20 protein-coding genes and 1 pseudogene are annotated in these 22,773 nt (G+C 64.7%); 7 read left to right on the top strand and 14 right to left on the bottom strand.

Translation table 11 applies throughout. The features are described from left to right. Positions 1-160: 160 nt before the first annotated feature. A complete protein-coding gene (locus IVA82_RS40860; protein WP_247387284.1) occupies positions 161-1,030 on the top strand; it encodes an EamA family transporter in 870 nt (289 codons plus the stop codon). 15 nt (positions 1,031-1,045) lie between these two features. On the opposite strand, the gene IVA82_RS40865 is transcribed toward IVA82_RS40860, so the two are convergent. Further along, positions 1,046-1,468: a cupin domain-containing protein gene (locus tag IVA82_RS40865; RefSeq protein WP_247387285.1), complete on the bottom strand. Its 423-nt coding sequence runs from the start codon at positions 1,466-1,468 to the stop codon at positions 1,046-1,048. 9 nt (positions 1,469-1,477) lie between these two features. Next, a complete protein-coding gene (gloB, locus tag IVA82_RS40870; protein WP_247387286.1) occupies positions 1,478-2,245 on the bottom strand; it encodes a hydroxyacylglutathione hydrolase in 768 nt (255 codons plus the stop codon). Between the two features lie 108 nt (positions 2,246-2,353). Between gloB and IVA82_RS40875 the strand changes: the two genes are divergently transcribed. After that, positions 2,354-3,097 (top strand): methyltransferase domain-containing protein, encoded by a 744-nt coding sequence (locus tag IVA82_RS40875; RefSeq protein ID WP_247387287.1) that lies wholly within the window; start codon positions 2,354-2,356, stop codon positions 3,095-3,097. Positions 3,098-3,161: 64 nt separating this feature from the next. Here IVA82_RS40875 and IVA82_RS40880 read toward each other — a convergent pair whose 3' ends face one another. The 5 genes from IVA82_RS40880 to IVA82_RS40900 all read right to left on the bottom strand — a co-directional run bounded on the left by IVA82_RS40880 (position 3,162) and on the right by IVA82_RS40900 (position 10,229). Then, positions 3,162-3,950 carry a DUF4167 domain-containing protein gene (locus IVA82_RS40880; protein ID WP_247387288.1) on the bottom strand — a complete coding sequence of 263 codons (789 nt, stop codon included), beginning with the start codon at positions 3,948-3,950 and terminating at the stop codon, positions 3,162-3,164. Positions 3,951-4,393: 443 nt separating this feature from the next. After that, complete coding sequence (prmC, locus tag IVA82_RS40885) at positions 4,394-5,275, bottom strand: peptide chain release factor N(5)-glutamine methyltransferase (RefSeq protein ID WP_247387289.1); 882 nt, start codon at positions 5,273-5,275, stop codon at positions 4,394-4,396. A 7-nt stretch (positions 5,276-5,282) separates the two neighbouring features. Continuing rightward, a complete protein-coding gene (gene prfA / locus IVA82_RS40890) occupies positions 5,283-6,368 on the bottom strand; it encodes a peptide chain release factor 1 (RefSeq protein WP_247387290.1) in 1,086 nt (361 codons plus the stop codon). A 55-nt stretch (positions 6,369-6,423) separates the two neighbouring features. Next, positions 6,424-8,691 carry a phosphoenolpyruvate--protein phosphotransferase gene (ptsP, locus tag IVA82_RS40895; protein ID WP_247387291.1) on the bottom strand — a complete coding sequence of 756 codons (2,268 nt, stop codon included), beginning with the start codon at positions 8,689-8,691 and terminating at the stop codon, positions 6,424-6,426. Between the two features lie 281 nt (positions 8,692-8,972). Further along, positions 8,973-10,229 (bottom strand): aspartate kinase, encoded by a 1,257-nt coding sequence (locus IVA82_RS40900; protein WP_247387292.1) that lies wholly within the window; start codon positions 10,227-10,229, stop codon positions 8,973-8,975. 149 nt (positions 10,230-10,378) lie between these two features. Between IVA82_RS40900 and IVA82_RS40905 the strand changes: the two genes are divergently transcribed. From IVA82_RS40905 to IVA82_RS40915, 3 genes are all read left to right on the top strand, one after another. Beyond that, a complete protein-coding gene (locus tag IVA82_RS40905) occupies positions 10,379-10,846 on the top strand; it encodes a PH domain-containing protein (RefSeq protein ID WP_247387293.1) in 468 nt (155 codons plus the stop codon). Continuing rightward, a complete protein-coding gene (gene ubiG, locus IVA82_RS40910) occupies positions 10,843-11,616 on the top strand; it encodes a bifunctional 2-polyprenyl-6-hydroxyphenol methylase/3-demethylubiquinol 3-O-methyltransferase UbiG (protein WP_247387294.1) in 774 nt (257 codons plus the stop codon). Before IVA82_RS40905 ends, ubiG begins: the two co-directional genes overlap by 4 nt. A gap of 296 nt (positions 11,617-11,912) precedes the next feature. Continuing rightward, the gene (locus IVA82_RS40915) at positions 11,913-12,812 is read left to right on the top strand and encodes an EamA family transporter (protein WP_247387295.1); all 900 of its coding nucleotides are present in this window, start codon (positions 11,913-11,915) and stop codon (positions 12,810-12,812) included. Here IVA82_RS40915 and IVA82_RS40920 read toward each other — a convergent pair. The 4 genes and pseudogenes from IVA82_RS40920 to IVA82_RS40935 all read right to left on the bottom strand — a co-directional run bounded on the left by IVA82_RS40920 (position 12,809) and on the right by IVA82_RS40935 (position 15,310). Then, complete coding sequence (locus tag IVA82_RS40920) at positions 12,809-13,291, bottom strand: DUF1178 family protein (protein ID WP_148740790.1); 483 nt, start codon at positions 13,289-13,291, stop codon at positions 12,809-12,811. The genes IVA82_RS40915 and IVA82_RS40920 overlap by 4 nt on opposite strands. Further along, positions 13,288-14,193 carry a carbon-nitrogen hydrolase family protein gene (locus IVA82_RS40925; RefSeq protein WP_247387296.1) on the bottom strand — a complete coding sequence of 302 codons (906 nt, stop codon included), beginning with the start codon at positions 14,191-14,193 and terminating at the stop codon, positions 13,288-13,290. The genes IVA82_RS40920 and IVA82_RS40925 overlap by 4 nt, the downstream gene beginning before the upstream one ends. Further along, positions 14,190-14,465: a glutaredoxin 3 gene (gene grxC, locus IVA82_RS40930; protein WP_247387297.1), complete on the bottom strand. Its 276-nt coding sequence runs from the start codon at positions 14,463-14,465 to the stop codon at positions 14,190-14,192. The genes IVA82_RS40925 and grxC overlap by 4 nt, the downstream gene beginning before the upstream one ends. Positions 14,466-14,512: 47 nt before the next feature. Beyond that, positions 14,513-15,310: pseudogene (locus tag IVA82_RS40935) on the bottom strand (ComF family protein). Positions 15,311-15,376: 66 nt separating this feature from the next. Between IVA82_RS40935 and IVA82_RS40940 the strand changes: the two are divergent. Further along, on the top strand, positions 15,377-16,234 hold the full coding sequence (locus IVA82_RS40940) for a methyltransferase domain-containing protein (protein ID WP_247387298.1): 858 nt from the start codon (positions 15,377-15,379) through the stop codon (positions 16,232-16,234). A 172-nt stretch (positions 16,235-16,406) separates the two neighbouring features. Here IVA82_RS40940 and IVA82_RS40945 read toward each other — a convergent pair whose 3' ends face one another. The 3 genes from IVA82_RS40945 to IVA82_RS40955 all read right to left on the bottom strand — a co-directional run bounded on the left by IVA82_RS40945 (position 16,407) and on the right by IVA82_RS40955 (position 19,136). Continuing rightward, positions 16,407-16,817: a (deoxy)nucleoside triphosphate pyrophosphohydrolase gene (locus tag IVA82_RS40945; protein ID WP_247387299.1), complete on the bottom strand. Its 411-nt coding sequence runs from the start codon at positions 16,815-16,817 to the stop codon at positions 16,407-16,409. Positions 16,818-16,857: 40 nt separating this feature from the next. Next, the gene (argJ, locus tag IVA82_RS40950) at positions 16,858-18,099 is read right to left on the bottom strand and encodes a bifunctional glutamate N-acetyltransferase/amino-acid acetyltransferase ArgJ (RefSeq protein WP_247387300.1); all 1,242 of its coding nucleotides are present in this window, start codon (positions 18,097-18,099) and stop codon (positions 16,858-16,860) included. A gap of 101 nt (positions 18,100-18,200) precedes the next feature. Then, positions 18,201-19,136: a peptidylprolyl isomerase gene (locus tag IVA82_RS40955; protein ID WP_247387301.1), complete on the bottom strand. Its 936-nt coding sequence runs from the start codon at positions 19,134-19,136 to the stop codon at positions 18,201-18,203. A gap of 351 nt (positions 19,137-19,487) precedes the next feature. Between IVA82_RS40955 and secA the strand changes: the two genes are divergently transcribed. Further along, positions 19,488-22,334: a preprotein translocase subunit SecA gene (gene secA / locus IVA82_RS40960; protein WP_247387302.1), complete on the top strand. Its 2,847-nt coding sequence runs from the start codon at positions 19,488-19,490 to the stop codon at positions 22,332-22,334. The last annotated feature ends 439 nt before the right edge of the window (positions 22,335-22,773 follow it).

Here is a 22,773-nt window from a genome sequence, read left to right on the forward strand (position 1 = left end):
CGCACATCCCGGTAGCTTCGTCATGCCCGGGCTTGTCCCGGGCATCCACCGCCTTACAACAGCGGTCGCCACGGCAGAACGTGGATGGCCGGGCACAGGCGAGCGGAAGCGACGCCGCTCTTCAGACGGCTATGCCCGGCCATGATGGAAGTATTCGCCGATGACTCCCCGCACCGCGACGCTGATCGGCTTGACCGCAATCCTGATGTGGTCGCTGCTCTCCGTGATGACGGTGGCGACCGGAATAATTCCGGCCTTCCAGCTCGCCGCGATGACCTTTGCGATCGGTGGCCTCGTCGGCCTGCTCACCTGGATCGGCCGCAGCGAAGCCGCAAAAAGCCTGCGCCAGCCGTCGGCCGTATGGGCCGTCGGCGTCGGCGGATTGTTCGGCTATCACGCGCTCTATTTCCTCGCGCTACGCTTCGCGCCGCCAGCTGAAGCGGGCCTGCTCAACTATTTGTGGCCGCTCCTGATCGTGATGTTCTCGTCGTTACTGCCAGGCGAGCGGCTTGCCGTGCACCACGTCATCGGCGCCGTGCTCGGCCTCGTCGGCACCGTGCTGCTGTTCGCCGGCAGCACCAGCGGCTTCGCGCCCGGCCAGCTGCCGGGGCTGATCGCCGCCTTCGTCGCAGCCTTCGTATGGGCGACCTATTCCGTGCTGTCGCGGCGGCTCAAAGCGGTGCCGACCGATGCAGTCGCAGGATTCTGCCTCGCCACCGCCGTGCTTGCCGCGCTGATGCATGCCGCGCTCGAGACGACTGTCTGGCCGGATACGCCGCTGCAGTGGATCTCCGTGATCGCGCTCGGCGTCGGCCCCGTGGGTGCTGCGTTCTACGCCTGGGACATCGGCATGAAGCGCGGCGACATCCGCGTGCTCGGCGCGGCGTCCTACGCGACGCCGCTGCTCTCGACCGGATTCCTCATCGCCGCCGGCTTCGCCAAAGCCAGCGCCAACATCGCCCTCGCCGCGATCCTGATCGCCGGCGGCGGCCTGATCGCGGCGAAGGACATGGTGTTGCGCAAGCGCTAATTGTCTTTCCGGGGCCTACGGCTCCCAGCCCTTTGGCGCCAGCTCGAATTTTGCAAACTCGAATGCGGGCGCTACGGTGCAGCCGACCAGCGTCCATTCGCCGGTGGTCTCGGCCATCTGCCAGGCATGTGCCGGTACGATCGCCTGCGGCCGCTCGCCGCTCATGAGATCGGTGCCGAGCCGCACTTCGTGCTGGGAGCAGCCTTCGTGGGCGATGCGCAGCGCCAGCGGACTGCCGGCATAGTAATGCCAGATCTCGACCGCGTCGATGCGATGCCAATGCGAACGTTCGCCGCGCGCGAGCAGAAAATAGATCAGGGTCGAGCGCGAACGGCCATTGGCGTCCGTGGTCTGGTCGCGAAACGTCTCGCGATAGTACCCGCCTTCAGGATGCGGCCGCAGTTCAAGGCGCGCGATGATCTCGGCTGCGGTCGGCATCGATCCCCGTCAGGACTTGTTCTTGCGTTCGCGCAATTCGCCGAACACCGCGGCGGCATCCGCACCCTTCATGTGTAGCCTGGCCGCGACCGAGGACTCATCGGCCCGCAGGAACACATTTGCTCGCTTCTCATCACCAAGCAGTGACGGAATGGTCGGCCTGTTCTCGGCCCGCAGCTTTGCAACTTCCGCCGCGCGTGCCTGGAGCGCCGCATTGTCGGGCTCGACGGTCAGTGCAAATTTGACGTTGGACGCCGTGTATTCGTGGCCGCAATAGAGCTTGAAGTCGTCGGGCAGGGCCCGCAGCTTCAATAGCGAATCCCACATCATCGGATAAGTGCCCTCGAACACGCGGCCGCAGCCGATCGAGAACAGCGTGTCGGCGGCGAACAGCGTCTTCTCGGTGTCGAAAACGTAGGAGACGTGGTCGAGGGTGTGTCCGGGCGTCTCCAGCACCCGCGCCAGCAGGGTGCCGACCTTGACCACGTCCGCATTGGCGACGCGCAGGTCGACATTTGCAATCTTCGTCGTCTTGTCGTGCGGCGCGACGACGCGGCAATTGTATTTCTGCTTGAGTTCGGCAACCCCGCCGACATGATCGCCGTGATGATGGGTGATGAGGATGTCGGTGAGCTGCCAGCCCTCGCGCTCCAGCGCCGCCAGGATGGGGCCCGCCTCCGGCGCGTCGATCGACGCCGTCGCCTTGGTTTCCACATCGTGGATCAGATAGCCGAAATTGTCGTTTAAACAGCTGAAAGTACGAATTTCGGCGGCCATGACATCTCCATCGGGCTCAGCCCCGCCTGACAAATATGGCGTTAACGTTGCGCAGGCAATGCAATATTCAGCGCGCGGCGGCGGCCTTGCGCATGTTACATTGCCGTCATGACCATCGACGTCGTCGATCTCCGCGAGTTCTATTCCCGCCGCCTCGGGATCGTGGCGCGGCAGATGATCAATCGCGGCATCAAGGAGCGCTGGCCGAGCGCCAAGGGCCAGCGCGTGCTCGGTATGGGCTATCCCACGCCCTATCTCGGATTGTTCCGCGAGGATGCGGAGCGCTGCCTCGCCTTCATGCCGGCGGCCCAGGGCGTCTTGAAATGGCCAACGGGGCGTCCTGCGCTGGCCTCGCTGGTTGACGAATTCTCGCTGCCACTGCCGGACGCGGCGGTCGACCGCATTCTGATGGTCCATGCGCTGGAGATGTCGGATGATCCGGCTGCGCTGTTGCGCGAGGTGTGGCGGGTGCTGTCGCCGTCGGGCCGTGTCATGGCGGTGATCCCGAACCGGCGCGGGGTGTGGACCCGCTCCGACAATACGCCGTTCGGTCACGGCCGGCCCTATTCGCGCTCGCAGATCACGGATCTGTTGCGCCAGACCTGGTTCACACCGACCGCCTGGGGCGAGGCGCTGTTCATGCCGCCCTATGCTGGCGGCTGGGTATTGAAATCGGCGCAGATGTGGGAGCGGGCCGGCGCGGCGTTGTCGCTGCCATTTGCCGGCGTCCATATCGTCGAGGCCACCAAGCAGGTCTACCGCGCGATCCCCGCCAAGCGGGAACGGGCGCGGCTGATTCCCTCCTTGAAGCCGGTGCTGGTGCCGTCTTCGACGACAGTGACGCACACCTGAAAGCAAATCGTCCCGGCCTGGGCCGGGACGATGCAGTTCAACAAATCAGGAGAACCGTTGTGGCTTACTCGCCGGGAGCGAGATCGTCGCTCGAGGCGGCCGGAGCAGCTTCGCGCTCGGTGCGCGGGCCGCCATGCGGCCGGCGGCGGCGCCTCGGAAAGCGTTCGCCGCCACCGCCACCCTCGCCACCGTTCACCTGCGGCTGTGCGCCGGTGATGAAGGAGGGCAGGCGATCGACGTTGCCGGCTTCGGCGACGACAGGCTGCGGCTGGTTCAGCGGGAGCGGCTGCGGCTGGGGCTGCGGCTGATATTGCGGCTGCGGACGGTGGTCGCGCTCGCGGTGCTCGCGCGGCTGTTGGTTCTCGCGCTGATAGGGCTGATTGTCGCGGGGCTGATGATCACGTTGCTGATGGTCACGTTGCTGATGGTCACGCTGGCCGTCGCGCACGAAAGTCGGCTGCTGGGGCTGGGGAACGAAGCCCGGCTCCTGGCCGAAATTCGAGAAATTCTCACCGTCGTCATCGCTGTCGTCGCTGCTGCTGCTCAAGGGCTCGTCGCCGCGCGGCTGCTGGCTCTGCCGGAACTGCTCCTGGGCGGTGGCGATCAAGCGGAAATAATGCTCCGCGTGCTGGTAGTAATTCTCGGCAGCGACCGGATCGCCGGAAGAGCGCGCGTCGCGTGCGAGCTGAAGGTACTTCTCGGCAATGTGCGAAGCGGTGCCGCGGATCTTGATGTCGGGACCGTTCGATTCGTAGACCCGGGTCATCGGGTTCTGGCCGCGCCGGTTATGATTGTTATTATTGTTGTTGTTATTCCGGTTGCGCATCCGCTGCTTGTTCTGACCGTTTCTCATGTCCTGCCTTTAATTCCAGCCCTAAAGGTTGCACGCATTACTGATTGCCGAGAGTGACCTAATGACAACGGTTCACGCTTCTCGTACGCACCGCGCGCACGAACGGATTGAGCCCTGCCGATGTTCAACAAGGACGCGTTGCCCACCCGCCAGCATTCATCGCCAGCGAACCCATTCATTTTGCCTGCCAAAACAAGCCCTGGTTTCTTGCGTTAGTCTTCGCGCGCAATTTCAGGCTTTCGTTCACGTTGCGGTCGGAAGCAGCGCGCCACAAATGGCCATCGCGCTTCACAGGACCTCGCTTGGAACCGTAAATCAGTGAAGCTCTCGCTCGAGAGCCCGGCTTTCGCCCGTAAGACCACGGGGCCGACACCGATGTGCTGAGCAGAAGGTAGTCGTTCCAACGCGATATTCCAAGAGGTTTTTGCAGCCCAATCCGGCTTTTATAGGGGCATTTTTCGGGCCGAAACGGCCCTCGGGATACCCGCCAAGTCGGCCCTAGGCGGCCTGTCCACTACCAACGCGGCAGCCACCATCAAGGTTTCAATATTTCGCGCCTGGCCCTGCCCGGCTTCGACGATCAGCGCCCCGCCGGGCGTGAGGCGTTCCGCTGCCTGCGGGATCAGGGCGCGATAGGCGTCATAGCCGTCGTTGCCGCCGTCGAGCGCCAGATGCGGATCGTGCTCGCGCACCTCGATGCCCAGTTTTGGAATTTCTCCCGAGGGAATATAGGGCGGATTCGACACGATAAGATCGAACGGGCCGCTGAGCGCTGCCGCATAGGAGCAGGCGACGAAGGCGGAACGCTCGCCAAGGCCGAGGGCTGCGGCATTGCTCCTCGCAGTGTCGAGCGCGGTCAGGCTGAGATCGATGCCGACGCCGAAAGCGCCGGGAATTTCGTGCAGCAGCGCCAGCAGGATCGCGCCCGACCCGGTGCCGATGTCGGCGATGCGCACTTGATCGGAGGCGCGCCGTTCGCGAAAGATTTCGAGCGCGAGCTCGACCACGGTCTCGGTATCGGGCCGCGGCACCAGCGTTGCTTCCGACAGACGAAATGGCAGGCCCCAGAATTCCCTGACCCCGAGAATGCGCGCCACCGGTTCGCCCGCGATCCGCCGCTGCCCATGGCGCGCGAGCTGCAACGCCTCGGCGTCGGTGAGGAGGCGGGCGCCCTGCGCAACTAGGCCGGTGAGATCGAGGCCAAGTGCCGCGCCCAGCAGGATACGGGCGTCGAGCTCGGCTTCGCCCTGCTGCGCCGATCGCAGTTGCGTCGCCAGCGCACGGCGCGCGCGCTCGATGGATAGTCCGGTGAAGGGATTGCTCATGCGCCGGTCAAGCCGCGGCGCCTTGGGCAGCGAGCTGCGCGGCCTGATGCTCGGTGGTCAGTGCATCGATCAGCTCCCCGAGCGCCTCACCCGCAATCACCTGCGGCAGCTTGTAGAGCGTCAAGTTGATGCGGTGATCGGTGACGCGTCCTTGCGGAAAGTTATAGGTGCGGATGCGCTCGCTGCGATCGCCGGAGCCGACCTTCTCCTTGCGCTCGGCGGAACGAGCGGCATCGACGCGCTGCTGCTCGGCGTCGTAGATGCGCGAGCGCAGGATGTTCATGGCAGAGGCGCGGTTCTTGTGCTGCGAGCGGCTGTCTTGCATCATCACCACGATGCCGGTCGGGATGTGGGTGATGCGGATCGCCGATTCGGTCTTGTTGACGTGCTGGCCGCCGGCGCCTTGCGCGCGCATGGTCTCGATGCGCAGATCGTCGTTCTTGATGTCGACGTCGACGTCCTCGACCTCCGGCAGCACGGCGACCGTTGCGGCGGAGGTGTGGATGCGGCCTTGCGTCTCGGTGTCGGGCACGCGCTGCACCCGGTGGACGCCGGATTCGAATTTCAGCTTGGAGAATGCGCCGCGGCCCTGCACCTCGGCGATGATTTCCTTGTAGCCGCCGACGGTGCCTTCGCTGGCCGAGATCACCTCGACCTTCCAGCCCTGAAGACTGGCAAAGCGCTCGTACATCCGGAACAGATCGCCGGCGAACAGCGAGGCCTCGTCGCCGCCGGTGCCGGCGCGGATTTCCAGCACCACGTTGCGGTCGTCCATGGCGTCCTTGGGCAAGAGCGCAACGCGGATCTCCTGCACGAGCTCTTCGATTCTGGGATTGAGCTCGTCGCGTTCGGCCTCCGCCATGCTGCGCATTTCGGCATCCGTCGCGGGATCGGCGATCAGCGCTTCGGTGTCGGCGAGTTCTTTCACGGCAGAACGATACGCCTTGACCGCCTCGATCAGCGGCGTGAGCTCGGCGAGCTCGCGCGTGATCTGCACGTAGCGCTCGGAGGCGAGCTGGCCGAGCGATTCGGCCTCGAGCGAGGCGTGATGCGCGAGCAGGACGTCCAGTTTGGCTTCGGGGAGTGACGACATCGGTTCTGGTCTCAAAGGGCGGACGGAGGGCGGAGCGAGCGGACGGACAGGCCCGCTACAACGCCAGACCCTCGGCCTCGGCAAATTCCGTCAGCTTCTGCCGGATCGAGACGCTGCCGGCCGGCGCGTCCAGTAGCGGGCCGAGCATTGCTTCGGCCTTCCTGGCATCGAGATCGATCACCATCGCCTTCACCGGGCCGAGCGCGCTCGCCGAGAGCGACAGCGAGCGATAGCCCAACGCGATCAGGGCCAGCGCGCCGATCGGCTTCGAGGCCATCTCGCCGCAGAGCGAGAGCGATTTCTTCGCCGCATGGGACTTGCGGGCAATGTCGCGAAGCGCGCGCAGGATTGGCGCCGACATGGTGTCGAACCGCTCCGAGACCTTGGCGTTGCCGCGGTCGACCGCGAACAGGAACTGGAACAGATCGTTGGATCCGACCGAGATGAAGTCGACCTTTTTCAGCAGCTCGTCAAGCTGGTAGAGCAGCGCCGGCACCTCGACCATGGTGCCGATGTCGATGCGCTCCGGCAGCGTGTGGCCGTGCTGGCGCAAGTAAGTCAGCTCGCGCTCGACCAGCGCCTTCGCGGCGTCGAACTCGGCAACCTCCGAGATCATTGGAAACATCACGCGCAATGCACGGCCGCCGCCCGCGCGCAGCAATGCGCGGATCTGGCCGCGCAACAGGCCCGGACGGTCGAGCCCGAGCCGGATCGCGCGCCAGCCCAGCGCGGGATTTTCCTCGATCACCGTCTCCATATAAGGCAGCGCCTTGTCGCCGCCAATGTCGAGGGTGCGGAAGGTGACCGGCTTGCTGCCCGCGGCATCCAGCACGGTGCGGTAGAGCGCGAGCTGGTCGCTGGTGCGAGGCAGGCTCTGGCCGACCATGAATTGCAGCTCGGTGCGGAACAGGCCGATGCCGGCGCTGCCGGTGTCCTCGATATGCGGCAGGTCGATGGCGAGGCCGGCGTTGATCAGCAGCTCGACCTTCTCGCCGTCCTTGGTGACGCAAGGCCGGTCGCGCAGCGCCAGATATTGCGCCTGGCGGCGGGCGCGGAAGCGCACGCGCTCGGCGAAGGCCGCTTCGATTTCCTGCGAGGGACGCACATAGATCGAGCCGGATGTGCCGTCGACGATGACTGCGTCGCCGGGATCGGCGATGCCGGGCGCGTTCGGCACCTCGCCGACCGCGGGAATGCCGAGCGCGCGCGCCACGATCGAGACGTGGGAATTGGCGGTGCCTTCCTCCAAGATGATGCCGCGCAGGCGCTTGCGATCGTAGTCGAGCAGCGCCGCCGGTCCCATCGCGCGCGCGATGACGATGGCATTGTCGGGCAATTGCTCGCGCGAGGGCGCGTGGTCCTGGCCGACCAGCTGCCGCATCAGCCGGTAGCCGAGATCTTCCAGATCATGCAGCCGGTCGCGCAAATAAGGATCGGTCGAACGCAGCATGCGGGCGCGGGTGTCGGACTGCACGCGCTCGACGGCGGCTTCCGCCGTGAGGCCGGTGGCGACGGCCTCGTGCAGCTTGTGCGACCAGCCCTGGTCGTTGGCGAACATGCGATAGGCTTCGAGCACGTCGCGGTGCTCGCCGCCTTCGGCGACGTCGCCGCGCTCCAGCATGCGGTCGAGATCGGAACGCAGCTTCGCGAGCGCGGTATCGAGCCGCTTGATTTCCTTCGGCAGATCCTCGGCGATGTAGTCCTTGATGACGACGCGCGGCTCGTGCAGCACGACATGGCCGAGTGCGATGCCCTCCGACAGGATGGCGCCGACCTTCTGCATGGAATGCCGCGCGGCCGGCTCCTGGCCCGGCTGGGCCAGCGCCGACAATTCGCCGGAGGCGATCAGCTCCGCCAGCACCATGGCGGTGGTTTGCAGCGCCTCGAGCTCCTCCTCGACATAGGTGCGCTTGGCGCGGTTCTGCACCACCAGCACGCCGAGCGTGTTGCCGGCGCGCAGGATCGGGACGCCGAGGAAGGAGTGATAGATTTCTTCGCCGGTCTCGGGGCGGAACGAGAACGCCGGGTGGCTCTGCGCATCGCTCAAATTGAGCGGCGTCGCCTCGCTGGCGACAAGGCCGACCAAACCCTCATGGGCGCTCAGCACGGTGTGGTGCACCGCCTCGCGCTTGAGGCCTTCGGTGGCGTAGAGTTCGAGCGTGTTGTCGACGCGCAGCACGTAGACCGAGCACACCTCGGCCACCATGTTGGCGGCGATCAGCACCACGATCTTGTCCAGCCGCTCTTGGGCCGAGACCTGCTCCGCCATGGTTTCGCGGAGCCGTCTCAACAAGACGCGGGGACCTCCCGACGCGCTCCGCATGTGCCGCCAATCTCCTCACTCAGCCGGGCCCGAGAGGGGCTCCGGCGGCTCGCCCGAGAATCCAGAAAAACAACGAATTTGCTCATCCGGCCCCGGCCCGGGCAATCGCCGGAGCCATCGCCTGAGCCGAATCAGCACCGCCTCCACTGGGGCACAGTTTGTGGCAGCCCACCCTGTCCGCCGTATAGCGAATTGAGGCTTGTTTTGCCAAGCAAAACGCCTGCCAGACGCGAATGTGTGTACACCTTCGCGTTTGCTGCGACCGCTAAGAGAAAATTCGTCTAAGTCTGATCGAGGCCGTAGAGTGTGTGCAGGGTGCGCACCGCAAGCTCGGTATAGGCGGTGTCGATCAGAACCGAGAATTTGATCTCGGAGGTTGTGATGGCCCGGATGTTGATGTTCCGTCGGGCGAGGGCCGAGAACGCCTGTGCGGCGACGCCGGCATGGCTGCGCATGCCGCTGCCGATTACTGAGATCTTGGCGACGTCAGTGGCGGTGTCGAGCCGGGCATAGCCGATCTGGCCCTTGGCCGCGGTGATCGTCTCCTTGGCCCGGGTGTAGTCGGCAGCCGGCACGGTAAAAGTGAGGTCGGTGGTCTTGCCGTCCTCGGAGACGTTCTGCACGATCATGTCGACGTTGATGTTGGCGTCGGCCAGCGGGCCGAAGATCGACGCCGCGACGCCGGGCTTGTCCTCGATCTGGCGCACCGAGATCTGGGCCTCGTCCTTCGAAAAGGCGATGCCGGTGACGACGTGGCTTTCCATGATCTCCTCCTCGCTGCAGATCAGCGTGCCGGGCGGCTGGTTGGCATGCGGGTCGATATCCTCGGGCTTGTCGAAGCTGGAGCGCACGAAGATCGGCATATTGTAGACCATGCCGAGTTCCACCGAGCGAACCTGGAGCACTTTCGCGCCCTGGGAAGCCAGTTCCAGCATGTCTTCGAACGCTATCTTGTCCAGCCGGCGCGCCTTCGGCACGATTCGCGGGTCGGTAGTGTAGACCCCATCGACGTCGGTGTAGATGTCGCAGCGGTCCGCCTTGACGGCGGCGGCGATTGCGACCGCCGACGTGTCGGAGCCGCCGCGGCCGAGCGTGGTGACGCGGCCGGTCGCGGGGCTGATGCCCTGGAAGCCGGCGATGACCGCGACCTCCTTCCGCTCCTTGAAGCGGTTGATGATCTCGGTACCGTCGATGTCCTCGATCCGGGCCGAGGCATGGGCGTCGCTGGTCTTGATCGGGATCTGCCAGCCCTGCCAGGACCGGGCCTGGATGCCCATGCCCTGGAGCGCGATGGCGAGCAGGCCGGAGGTGACCTGTTCGCCAGAGGCGACCACGGCGTCATATTCGCGCGCGTCGTGCATGGGTGAGGCCTCGCTGCACCACGCCACCAGCTCGTTGGTCTTGCCGGACATGGCGGAGACGACCACGGCCACCTCGTGGCCAGCGTCGACCTCACGCCTCACATGGCGTGCGACGTTGCGGATACGTTCGATATTGGCGACGGATGTGCCGCCGAATTTCATCACGAGGCGGCTCATGACGACGCGTGCATTCCCTTATAAGGATAAGTATGGTGACCCGCGCGAGACGGGCCCACGGATGCCGACCGCGCGTATACATAGCGACGGGGCCGGGGGCAAGCGGGTCCTGCGGCCTCGGATACGGGGGTAATGGGTTAATCGAGATTATGGCGCGCTATATCGACGAGATCCTCCAGCCGGGCGAGCGGGTACTGTATTCGACCAATGCGCACTGGATCTTCTATTTTCCTGCCATTCTGGCCTGGATCGCAGCCCTCATCCTGTTCATCCTGTCCCGGCAAACCATCGTCGAGGGGCTCGTGCTGTTGTGTCTCATCGCCTCCGGCCTGGCGGCGCTGGCAGCGCTCTACTGGACCGTGAGGGGCTGGTTCCACCGCTTCACCACCGAGACCGACGTCACTAATTTGCGGGTCGTGCACAAGACCGGCTTCATCAAGCGCCGCACCTTCGAGATGGCGCTGGACAAGGTCGAGAGCGTCGACGTCAACCAGACGATCCTTGGACGTATTCTCAACTATGGCGACGTGACAATTCGCGGCGTCGGCGAAGGCATCGAGACGATCAAGACCATCGCCTCGCCGCTCGCCTTCCGTAGTTCGATCACTACGCGGTGAGCATGCAGCAAGATACTTCCGCAACCGCAACCCTCCAACCGGGCTCGACCGTCGACGCCGCCGAGATCGCAAAATTCTCAAAGCTTTCGGCGGAGTGGTGGGACCCCAATGGCAAGATGGCGCCGCTGCACCGGATCAATCCGCTGCGGCTCGGCTACATCCGCGACGCCGCCTGCCGCAAGTTCGAACGCAATTTGCGCAGCCTCAACTGCCTCGGCGGCCTGCGCGTGCTCGATATCGGCTGCGGCGCCGGTTTGCTGTGCGAGCCGCTGTCGCGGCTGGGCGCGCAGGTCATCGGCATCGATCCGTCCCAGAGCAACATCGCCGCCGCCAAGCTGCACGCCGACAAGGGCCACCTTGCGATCGACTATCGCTGTACCACGGTCGAGGCAGTCGACCCGCGCGAGCGCTTCGACATGGTGCTGGCGATGGAGGTGATCGAGCACGTCACCGATGTCGGCATGTTCCTGAAGCGCTGTGCCTCGATGCTGAAGCCGAACGGCCTCATGGTGGTGTCCACCCTCAACAGGAACTGGAAGAGTTTTGCGCTGGCCATCGTCGGCGCCGAATACGTCCTGCGCTGGCTGCCGCGCGGCACCCACGAGTGGAACAAGTTCGTCACCCCCGACGAGCTGACGAAATACCTGCTCGACAATCGCCTCGTCATCACCGAGCAGACGGGCGTCATCTACAGCCCCTTCGCCGACAAGTGGACGCTCTCCTCTGATATGGACGTGAACTACATGGTCGTGGCGGAAGCGATGGTGTGAGGCGTTGCCCATAGTGGCTGAGTTCCTTGTAAGAGGTCGGCTGCATAACGCTATAGGTGTCGTCCTGGCGAAAGCCAGGATCCATTACCCCAGGGAGGAATCGTGGTGCGAATAGGTGACCACGAGTCTCCGCCAAATTACCCCGTGGGGTAATGGGTCCTGGATCTGCGCTTCGCTTGTCCAGGACGACGGCGGAATTCGTGGCGAGAGCATCGCTCCTATGACGTGGGCGTGATTGACCTGCTCGATCACTGACGGCACGTTGGCCGCAGCTTCCTCTCCCACCCGCATCCCCCATGCTCACCGTAACCAGCCTCTGGATTCCCTTCACGATCGTTGCCGCGCTCGGGCAGGTCGCGCGCAATGCGATGCAGCGGTCGCTGACCAAGCCGCTGGGAACCTGGGGCGCGACCAATATTCGCTTCCTGTTCGGCTTCCCGTTCTCGGTGCTGTTCTTAGGCGTCGTGCTGATCGTCTCCGGCGATCATCTCGGCATGCCGCCGTCGGTGTTCTGGCCCTGGCTGCTGCTCGGCGCGCTCAGCCAGATCGTTGCCACCGGCTTGATGCTGCTGGCGATGAACGACCGCTCCTTCGTGGTGACGACGGCGTATCTGAAGACCGAGGCGATCCAGACTGCGATCTTCGGCTTCGTCTTCCTCGGCGATCACCTGACCTGGCTGAAGGTGCTCGCGATCGTGATCGCCACCGTCGGTGTCGTCATCACCGCGCTGCGGCCTGGCGGCGAGAAGAGCTTTGCCGAATTGAAGCCGACTATCATCGGCCTCGTCGCCGCCGCGGCGTTCGCCTTGTCCGCGGTCGGCTTTCGCGGCGCCATCATCAACGTGCCGGGCGTCTCGTTCGTGACGGCCGCGTCGTTCACGCTGGTGCTCGGCCTGTTCGTGCAGACGCTGATCCTGACCGTCTACTTGCTCTGGCGCGCGCCAAAGGTGCTCCAGGCGATTTTGGTCTTGTGGAAGCCGTCGCTGCTCGCGGGCTTCATGGGCGCGTTCGCCTCCCAGTTCTGGTTCCTGGCCTTCGCGTTGACAGCGGCCGCCAATGTCCGCACGCTCGCATTGATCGAGGTTCTGTTCGCGCAAGGCGTCGCCTACTACTCGTTCAAGCAGCCGATCGCGCCTCGTGAACTGGCAGGCATCGCGCTGATTGTGATCGGCGTTGCGGTGCTGGTGGGAGTCTAGTTCCGGTCTTCCGGCAGCGTCGGCAGCGGCGAGACCTCGATGCCTTCCTCGATCAGCGATTTGGCCTCGTCGGGCGAGGCCTCGCCGTAGATCGGGCGGTGCTCCTTGTCGCCGTAATGCATCGCGCGGGCTTCGTTCGCAAAACGCTCGCCGACATTGTCGGCGTTCTTGACGATGTGATCGCGCAGTTCCTTCAGCTTGGCGCGCAGCTCGCGCTCCTGCGCCATCAGCAGCGATGTCGGTCCGGACGGTGCAGCCTCGGGCGCTGTCGCGGCGGCCGGCTCCGGCGGCGGCGTGGCGCGTCCGCGTCCCTTCTTGCCGACGATGCGTGGGGCCATGATCGCCTTGTCGACCTTGGCCGAGCCGCAGGCCGGGCAGGTCACAAGCTTGCGCTTCACCTGCGAATCGTACGCGGACGAGCTCTGGAACCAGCTTTCGAATGCGTGGCCCCGATCGCAGTGGAGCGCGTAGCGGATCATGCCGATCCCCGCACGAGATGCAGGTGGTCGGGGCCTGCTTTGGGGTCGGTGACGCCGAAGCGGCGGCCGTGCTGAAGCGACGGGATCGCCCTCCGCGCCGTCCCGACCTTGGCGGGGTCGATCTTCGCCATGATGATGCCGGGCTCGACGCCGCCCTCGGCGAGAATCTCGCCCCAGGGATCGACGATCAGCGAATGACCATAGGTCTCGCGCTCGTTTTCGTGCAGGCCGGCCTGTGCTGCGGCAAAGATGAAGCAGCCGGTCTCGATCGCGCGCGAACGCAGCAGCACGTGCCAGTGCGCTTCGCCGGTCTTGCGGGTGAACGCGGACGGCACCGTGATGAAGGACGCGCCGCTCTCGGCGAGCGCGCGATAGAGCGCGGGGAAGCGCACGTCGTAGCAGATCGTCAGCCCGATGCGGCCCCAGGGCAGGTCGGAGATTACGGCGGTCTCGCCCGGTTGGTAATTGGCAGATTCGCGGTAGCTCTCGCCGTCCGGCAGCTCGATGTCGAACATGTGGATCTTGTCGTAGCTCGCGAGCAGATTGCCCTCGGGTCCGATCAGGAAGGAGCGGTTGACCGCCTTCTCCGGCGAGAACCGCAGCGCGAGCGAGCCGACATGGATATGAATCTTTAGCTCTGCCGCGAGCGCGCGGTAGGCCTTCAGCGATGTGTCGTCTTGTTCGCTCTGGAGGTGCTCGAACAGCGCCTTTCGATTCAGCTGCATCATGTTGCTGACTTCGGGCGTCTGCACGTAGTCGGCACCGTTCGCCGCCGCTTGCCGGATCAACTTCGTTGCCTGATCGAGGCTCGGCTCAGGCATCAGGCCGGTGCGCATCTGCACCATGGCGGCGGTGAAGCTACGATCGTTGGCTTGATGTTCCTTCGCTTGATCCTGGCTCATGAGACGGCCTTGATGCTTTCGAGCATCACGTCGAGCTTGCCTTCGCGGTCGAGCGCGTAGAGGTCGTCGCAGCCGCCGACATGGGTTCCGCCGATCCAGATCTGCGGGAAGGTCGCGCCGTCGCCGGCACGATCGTACATCGCGTCGCGCCAGGACGAGTTCCTGGTGACGTCGAATTCCGTGAAGGCCGCCTTCTTGCGGGTCAGCAGAGACCGGGCAGCGGAACAATAGCCGCAGCCCGGCCTCGTGTAGATCTCGATAGCAGCAGTCATGGCGTCCAGCGCTTTCTTGTCAGGAATTCATTGAATTATATGGGACTTCACCGGCTTTCGACAACCCGGGCGAACACCAGCACGTCGACCTGGGCCGCCTTGGCGCGGAGCAAGGCTCGTGCGCAGGCATCCAGCGTCGCGCCTGACGTCAGGACGTCGTCGATCAGCACGATTCGGCGGCCTTGAACCTCGGCCTGACGGTCGGGGGATACCTGGAATGCGGCCCTGTACATTGGTGGCGCGCTGGGCGCGCGACAGGCCGATCTGCTGCTCGGTGGCGCGCACCCGGCGCAGCACCTCGCCCCGCACTCTGACGCCGCTCTGACGCTCAATCACGCGCGCCAGCGCCCCGGACTGGTTGTAGCGGCGCCGCCAGGCCCGTCGCCAATGCAGGGGAACAGGGACCAGCATGTCGGCTCCAGCGAGCAACTCGCCGCCGGCGCGCGCCATCCAGCGGCCCATGGCAGGGCCAGATCAGTGCGGTCCTGGTATTTCAGCGCATGCACCAGCGTGCGCGCGACGTCGTCATAGCGCACAGCCGCGCGCGTCCGCTGGTAGGCCGGCGGGCTCGCAATTGCCTCCATCGACAGCATGTCGGGGCCGGGATCATAGACGAAGGGGATGCCGAGCCGCGGGCAGTACGGACGTTCGATGAACGACAGCCGCGCCCAACAGGCCGCGCACACCCCTTCACCATCGACCGGTTCGCGGCAGGACACGCACAGCGTCGGCAGCGCAATGTCGAGCGCGAGCCTTGCCGCGCGCGCCAGCACGTGGCGCCCGGCTGTCCATGCGGCACGCAGAGGCGTCGAGATGGAACGGGAGGGGGCGGTGTCGGCTTCCATGGTGGCGAAAGCTAGCTCCGCGCGCACCGGATTGCCAGAACCGTCAAGATCGGCGTAACCAGCGGCATGGCCCAAGACTCGCAAAGTCACTCGCAAAATCCGCCCGTCCTGTTCGATCGCGCCTTGCTGCACGCGCGGCAGCGCCGCGCGCAGGCGCAAGGTGCGGTGAGCTTCCTGCTCGATCGCGTCGCTGAGGATATGTCCGAGCGGCTGGCCGCGGTGATGCGGGAATTTGGCGCGGCGGCCGATCTCTGGACGCCTGGCGAGGGCCTCGTAGCGTTACGCAGAGAGCTGCCGTCATTTCAGCGGATCGCACTTGATGCTGAGGGTTCGGAGAAGCTGCCCTTCTCAGCCGAAAGTCTCGATCTCGTCGTCTCGGCGCTGGCGCTGCAATTCGTCAACGACCTGCCGGGCGTGCTTGCGCAAATCCGCCGCGCGCTGAAGCCGGACGGGCTTCTGCTGGCGGCGATGATCGGCGGCGACACCCTCATCGAGCTGCGCCAGGCCTTTGCCGCCGCGGAAGCCGAATGCGAGGGCGGCGTGTCGCCGCGTGTTGCGCCATTCGCTGACTTGCGCGACATCGGCGCGCTGTTGCAGCGGGCGGGCTTTGCGCTGCCGGTCACCGACGTCGACCGCGTCGTGGTCCGCTACGCCAATGTGTTCGCGCTGATGCAGGATCTCCGCCGCATGGGCGCGGCCAATGTGCTGATCGAGCGGCGCCGCACGCCGAGCCGCCGCGCGACGCTGCTGCGCATGGCCGAAATCTATGCCGAGCGCTTTGCTGACGCCGACGGCCGCATCCGCGCGACGTTCGACGTCATCTGGCTGTCCGGTTGGGCCCCCCATGCAAGCCAGCAGCAGCCGCTCAAGCCTGGTTCGGCGAAGGTCAGCCTGGCGGAGGCGGTGAAGAAGGCAGGGAAGTAGCGGTGCCTTGCCGCAAAACGCGGCGTCATCCTGAGGCGCGAGCCTCTTCGGCGAGCCTCGAATGATGCCAGCAGGCACACTGGCGCCGTCGCCCTTCGAGGCCTCCGCTTCGCTCCGGCACCTCCAGCGACAACGGCGTCGCCGTTGCGCGGGGGTGACGGTGAACTTCCATTCACAGCAGCAAATCAATCAAATGCGGGATCAGTGGAATGTCCGCGGGCGGCATCGGATAGTCGCGCAGCTTGTTGGCGCGGACCCAGGCGAGGCTTTGGCCTTCGCGCGCCGTGACCAGGCCTTCCCAGCGGCGGCAGACGTAGAGCGGCATCAACAGGTGGAAGGTCTCGTAGGCGTAGCTCGCAAAGGTCAGCGGCGCCAGGCAGGGTTCGGCGACGGTAATGCCAAGCTCCTCGTGGAGCTCCCGGATCAGGCTCTGCTCCGGCCGCTCGCCGGGCTCGAGCTTGCCGCCGGGAAATTCCCAGAGGCCGGCGAGCGTCTTGCCCTCGGGGCGCTGCGCGATCAGGACGCGCTTGTCGGCGTCTACAAGCGCGCACGCCACCACCAGTGTCAGTTTGAGGTCGGTCATCGCTAAGTAGGGCTGCCCGCGTTGGATTGAGGGAGAGGACTTACGACCTGTAATCCCCGTTGATCGCGACATATTCCTTGGTGAGATCGCAGGTCAGCACGCGGTCGCGGCCCTTGCCGAGGCCGAGCGAGACCTTGATCGCGATCTCCGGCGCCTTCATTGCTTCCGATACCTGCGCCTCGTCATAAGACGGATCGCGCGCGCCACTCTTGGCGACGCGGATGCCGTTGAAGGAAATTGACAGTTTGTCGCGATCGGCGGGCTCGCCGGCCTTGCCGACAGCCATCACAACGCGGCCCCAATTGGCGTCCTCGCCCGCGATTGCGGTCTTGACCAGCGGCGAGTTTGCGATCGACATCGCGATCTTGCGCGCCGAGGCCTTGGTCTTGGCGCCCTCGACCGTGATCTCGACCAGCTTGCGCGCGCCTTCGCCGTCGCGCGCCACCTGCTCGGCGAGATCAGCGAGCACGCCGTAAAAGGCCTTGGTAAAGGCCTTCAGACGCGGATCGCTGGCGCGGCTGATCTTCGGCGCGCCGTGTTCGGCAGCTGCCCCCGTCGCGAAAGCCAGCAGCGTGTCCGAGGTCGAGGTGTCGCCGTCGATGGTGACAGCGTTGAACGAATCCTCGACGCCGCTCTTGAGCAGGGCTTGCAGCGCGGCCGGCGCGATCGGCGCGTCGGTGAAGATGAAAGACAGCATGGTTGCCATGTCCGGGGCGATCATGCCGGCGCCCTTGGCCATGCCATTGATGGTGACCCTGGCCTTGCCGAGCTTCACGGTCGCGGTCGCGACCTTCGGGAAGGTGTCGGTGGTCATGATTGCCTTGGCCGCGTCGAGCCAGCTCGCGGGCTCTGTGCTCTCGGCGAGGCGTCCGAGCACGCCATCGAACTTGGTCGCATCGAGCGGCTCGCCGATTACGCCGGTGGACGCGAGGAATATCTCGTTCTCGCTGCAGCCGACGGCCTTGGCCGCGATCTTCGCGGTCAGCGCGGTGGAGGCTCGGCCGGTCTTGCCGGTGAAGGCATTGGCATTGCCGGAATTGACCACCAGCGCCTGCGCCTTGCCGCTCTTCAGCTTGGCGCGGCACCATTCAACCGGCGCAGACGGGCATTTCGACTTGGTGAAGACGCCCGCGACCGCGGTGCCCTTGTCCATGACCGCGAGCAGAACGTCGGTGCGGTTCTTGTAGCGGATGCCAGCCTCGGCCGTCGCGAGCCTGACGCCCGCGATCACGGGCATGTCAGGAACGTGTTTCGGGGCGAGCGGGGAGACGGTTGAGGACATAGCGAGGCGCCTTGATGGGATCTGGATATGCAGATGGCCGGGCAAAGCCCGGCCATTGCGACGTTAGATACTATTGGCGTCCGCGAAGTGACAGCGAATTCTTACTTCTTCGCCGGCGGCGCCATCTTGCTGTCTGACGGCTTGGCATCGGAAGGCTTGGCCGCGTCGGCCGGCTTGGTGTCGGTCTTCGCCGCATCCGCCGGCTGGTCCATCCGCTCGACTTTGGCTTCGGCGCGCAGCTTGGCGACATAATCGGCCTGGGCCTTGCGGGTCACGTACTGCTCGATCTGGGGCCTGACCTGTGCGAAGTCCGGCGCCTTGCGGCTGCGCTTTTCCTCGACCTTGATGATGTGCCAGCCGAACTGCGACTTCACGGGATCGGAGATCTTGCCCGGTTCGAGCGCGAAGGCCACGGTGGAGAATTCCGGCACCATCTGCTCCTTGGTGAAGAAGCCGAGGTCGCCGCCGTCGGCGGAGCCCGGATCCTTGGACTTCTTCTTGGCGAGCTCGGCGAAATCGGCGCCCTTGTCGAGCTCGGCCTTCACCGCCTTGGCCTCGTCCTCGGTCTCGACCAGGATGTGGCGGGCGCGCACTTCCTGCTCGCCGGTGATCTGCTTGGAGGCCTCCTCATAGACTTTCTTCATGGAATCGTCGGTGGTCGCCGCCTTGCCTTCGCTGGCGAGCAGGCCGTCCATCAGGAGGCGGTTGCGGGCGAACGCCAGGCGCTTCTTGAATTCATCGCTGTCGCCGATCTTCTTGTCCTCGGCGGCCTTGGCAACGATCTTCATGTCGATCAGGAACGACAGGACGTTCTCGTCCTTGGTCGCCGGATCCATCTGAGCGAGGCTCGGCCCGAGTTCCTCTTCGGCCAGTGCGACGTCGCTCTTCTTAATGTCCAAGCCATTGACCTTTGCCAGGACCGGGTCATCGGCAGCCCGGCCGGGACCCACGATCAGCGCCAGCGCAAGGCAGCCCACAAGGGCGGTGGCGAGGCCGAAGCGCAGGCCGGTTTTCGTTACCGGGAACGAGGTGGTCATGCAAAATCCTTTGTTGAAGCTGGGGGCTGCTCGAGCGGGGCGGACACTCGCCCAATCAAGGAGGCTTGGCAACGCGAAAAGTCTGTCAAAATGATGAATTAGCCGCAATGCGGCCGCCGTTGACAAGGCCCTGACCGGGCCATATCTCTGCGCGGTCGCGTTCATGGCGATGGCGTTTATTTTGCTGCGTTTTTGGCCGTTGAACCCGGACTTGCTCAATTCCCACCCATATGGCGGATGGCCCCTGCAAGCCGGGCTACTGGCACCACGGGCGTCACGGTGAGTTGATGGGCAAGCGGGTGACAACCTCTTGGCTGCAATGCGGTTAATTCGCGAACACAGGAACTAGGCATGATCGGCGCGCTCGCCCGCAAGTTTTTCGGCTCCGCCAACGACCGGCGGGTGAAGGGATATCAGTCCCGCGTCAACGCGATCAATGCGCTGGAGCCCGAACTCATCAATCTGTCGGACGAGGCGCTCAAGGCCCGCACCGCAGAGTTCAGGAAGCAGCTCGCCGAGGGCAAGACGCTGGACGATTTGCTGGTGCCGGCCTTCGCCACCGTGCGCGAGGCCGCCAAGCGAACGCTCGGCCAGCGCCATTTCGATGTCCAGCTGATCGGCGGCATGGTGCTGCATGAGGGCGACATCGCCGAGATGAAGACCGGCGAAGGCAAGACGCTTGTTGCGACGCTCGCGGTCTATCTCAACGCGCTTGCGGGCAAGGGCATCCACGTCGTCACCGTCAACGATTATCTCGCCCGCCGCGACTCCGCCTGGATGGGCCAGATCTACAGCTTCCTCGGCATGACCACGGGCGTGATCGTCCACGGCCTGGATGATTCCGAGCGCAAGGCGGCCTATGCCTGCGACATCACCTACGGCACCAACAACGAATACGGCTTCGATTATCTGCGCGACAACATGAAGTACCGGCTTGAGGACATGGTCCAGCGGCCGCACTTCTACGCGATCGTCGACGAAGTCGACTCCATCCTGATCGACGAAGCGCGGACGCCGCTGATCATCTCCGGCCCGCTCGACGACCGTTCCGACTTCTACAACACCATCGACGGCTTCCTGCCCAAGCTCGACAAGACCGATTACGAGGTCGACGAGAAGCAGCGCACGGTGACGCTGACCGAAGCAGGCATGGAGAAGATCGAGACGCTGCTGCGCGACGCCGGCCAGCTCAAGGGCGAGTCGCTCTACGACGTCGAGAACGTCTCCGTCGTGCACCACATCAACCAGGCGCTGCGCGCCCACACGCTGTTCACGCGCGACAAGGACTACATCGTCCGCGACGACGAGGTCATCATCATCGACGAGTTCACCGGACGCATGATGCAGGGCCGCCGCTATTCCGAAGGGCTGCATCAGGCGCTGGAAGCCAAGGAGCATGTGCAGGTCCAGCCGGAAAACCAGACGCTGGCCTCGATTACGTTCCAGAACTATTTCCGGATGTATGAAAAGCTTGCCGGCATGACCGGCACAGCGTTGACCGAAGCCGACGAACTGTTCGACATCTACAAGCTCGAGGTCGTGGAGATCCCGACCAACGTGCCGGTAGGCCGCCTGGACGAGGACGACGAGGTCTATCGCACCCAGAAGGAAAAGTACGGCGCGATCCTCGCCGAGATCGAGCGCGCCAATGCGCGGCTCCAGCCGGTGCTGGTCGGCACCGCGTCGATCGAGAAGTCGGAAGTGCTCGCCGAATTCCTCAAATCTAACGGCTACAAGCAGATCGATTTCGGCAAGGAGAACGCACTCGACAAGCTCTACGCCGCGGCCCGTGCCGGCAAACCGGCAAAACTGTTCGCGGTGCTGAACGCGCGCTTCCACGAGCAGGAAGCCTATATCGTCGCCGAAGCCGGCGTGCCCGGCGCGATCACGATCGCGACCAACATGGCCGGCCGCGGCACCGACATCAAGCTCGGCGGCTCGCTCGAGATGCGCATTCCGAAGGAGACTGCGGGCATCGAGGACGAAGCCGAGAAGGCGAAGAAGATCGAGCAGATCAAGGCCGACGTCGAGCGCTTCCGCGAGATCGTGCTCAAGGCTGAAGAGACCGTCGAGATCGAGCCGGCCAAGGGCTCAAAGCCCGCCAAGACCGCGACGAAGCCGGGCGGCCTTTACATCATGGGCTCGGAGCGTCACGAATCTCGCCGCATCGACAACCAGCTCCGCGGCCGCTCCGGCCGCCAGGGCGACCCCGGCCGCTCAAAGTTCTTCCTGTCGCTGGAAGACGATCTGATGCGCATCTTCGGCTCGGATCGTCTCGACAGCATGCTGCAGCGTCTCGGCCTGCAGGAAGGCGAGGCGATCATCCATCCCTGGATCAACAAGGCGCTGGAGAAGGCGCAGCAGAAGGTCGAAGCCCGCAACTTCGACATCCGCAAGAATTTGCTCAAGTTCGACAACGTCCAGAACGACCAGCGCAAGGTGATCTTCGATCAGCGCGTCGAGCTGATGAAGGACGAGAGCGTCGCCGAAACGGTCGGCGACATGCGCCACGCCTTCATCGACGACCTCGTCGCCAAGCACGTGCCCGAGCATGCCTATGCCGAGCAGTGGGACGTCGCGGGCCTGAAAGAAGAGCTCAAGCGCGTACTTGACCTCGACCTCCCGGTCGATGACTGGGCCAAGGAAGAGGGCATCGCCGACGAGGAGCTGCTCACGCGCATCGAGACCCGCGCCGACGAGCACATGGCGGCCAAGGTCGCGCAATGGGGCCCCGACGTGATGCGTTACGTCGAGAAGACCATTCTGCTGCAGACGCTCGACCATCTCTGGCGCGAGCATCTGATCATGCTCGACCATCTGCGCCAGGTTATCGGCCTGCGCGGTTACGGCCAGCGCGATCCGTTGCAGGAGTACAAGACCGAGGCGTTCAACCTGTTCCAGGAGATGAGCGCTCACTTGCGCGAGGCCGTCACCGCGCAGCTGATGCGGGTTGAGATCATCCCGCCGGAGCAGGAAGCGCCGGTACTGCCGCAGATGGAAGCCCACAAGTTCGACCCGAACACCGGTGAGGACGAGATGGCGCTTGCGAGCGTGACGCTCGGAGCGCAGGCGAACGCAGTGTCCGCCGCCCAGCGCGATCCGAAGAACCCCGCCAGCTGGGGCAAGATCGGCCGCAACGAGGACTGCCCGTGCGGCAGCGGCAAGAAGTACAAGCACTGCCACGGGCGGTACGCGTAGCGACCAGATGATGCTGTCATGCCCCGCAACCCGGCTATGCCAAGGCTTCGCCGGGGTTGAGGTCCAGGAGCGCCGAAGCTAGCGAAGGCGGCAGGCGGGGCATCCAGTACGCCGCAGCCTCTCGGCTCAATCACAATCGTCTCTGGAATACTGGATCGTCCGGTCGAGCCGGACGATGATGATCACGTGCGTGGCGCGTGGCCCGCCACATCGTCGTCCCGGCGAAGGCCGGGACCCATACCGCGGAATCTATCGAGAGCGTGGGGTCGCCGTACCGCGCGAAGAAGCGCAACTAATCTTACTGAGTCAGAAAGTCGCGATCTTTGATCCTGGAATTGCTGGTATTTTCGGGAGATTCGTTTTTCGGCATGGAGAGCTGGGATGGGTCACCCAAGATCGGACGGGAGTGAATCGCGGTTTGCGGCCTATGTCGAGGGGC

Source organism: Bradyrhizobium sp. 142 (assembly GCF_023074015.1).
GTDB lineage: Bacteria > Pseudomonadota > Alphaproteobacteria > Rhizobiales > Xanthobacteraceae > Bradyrhizobium.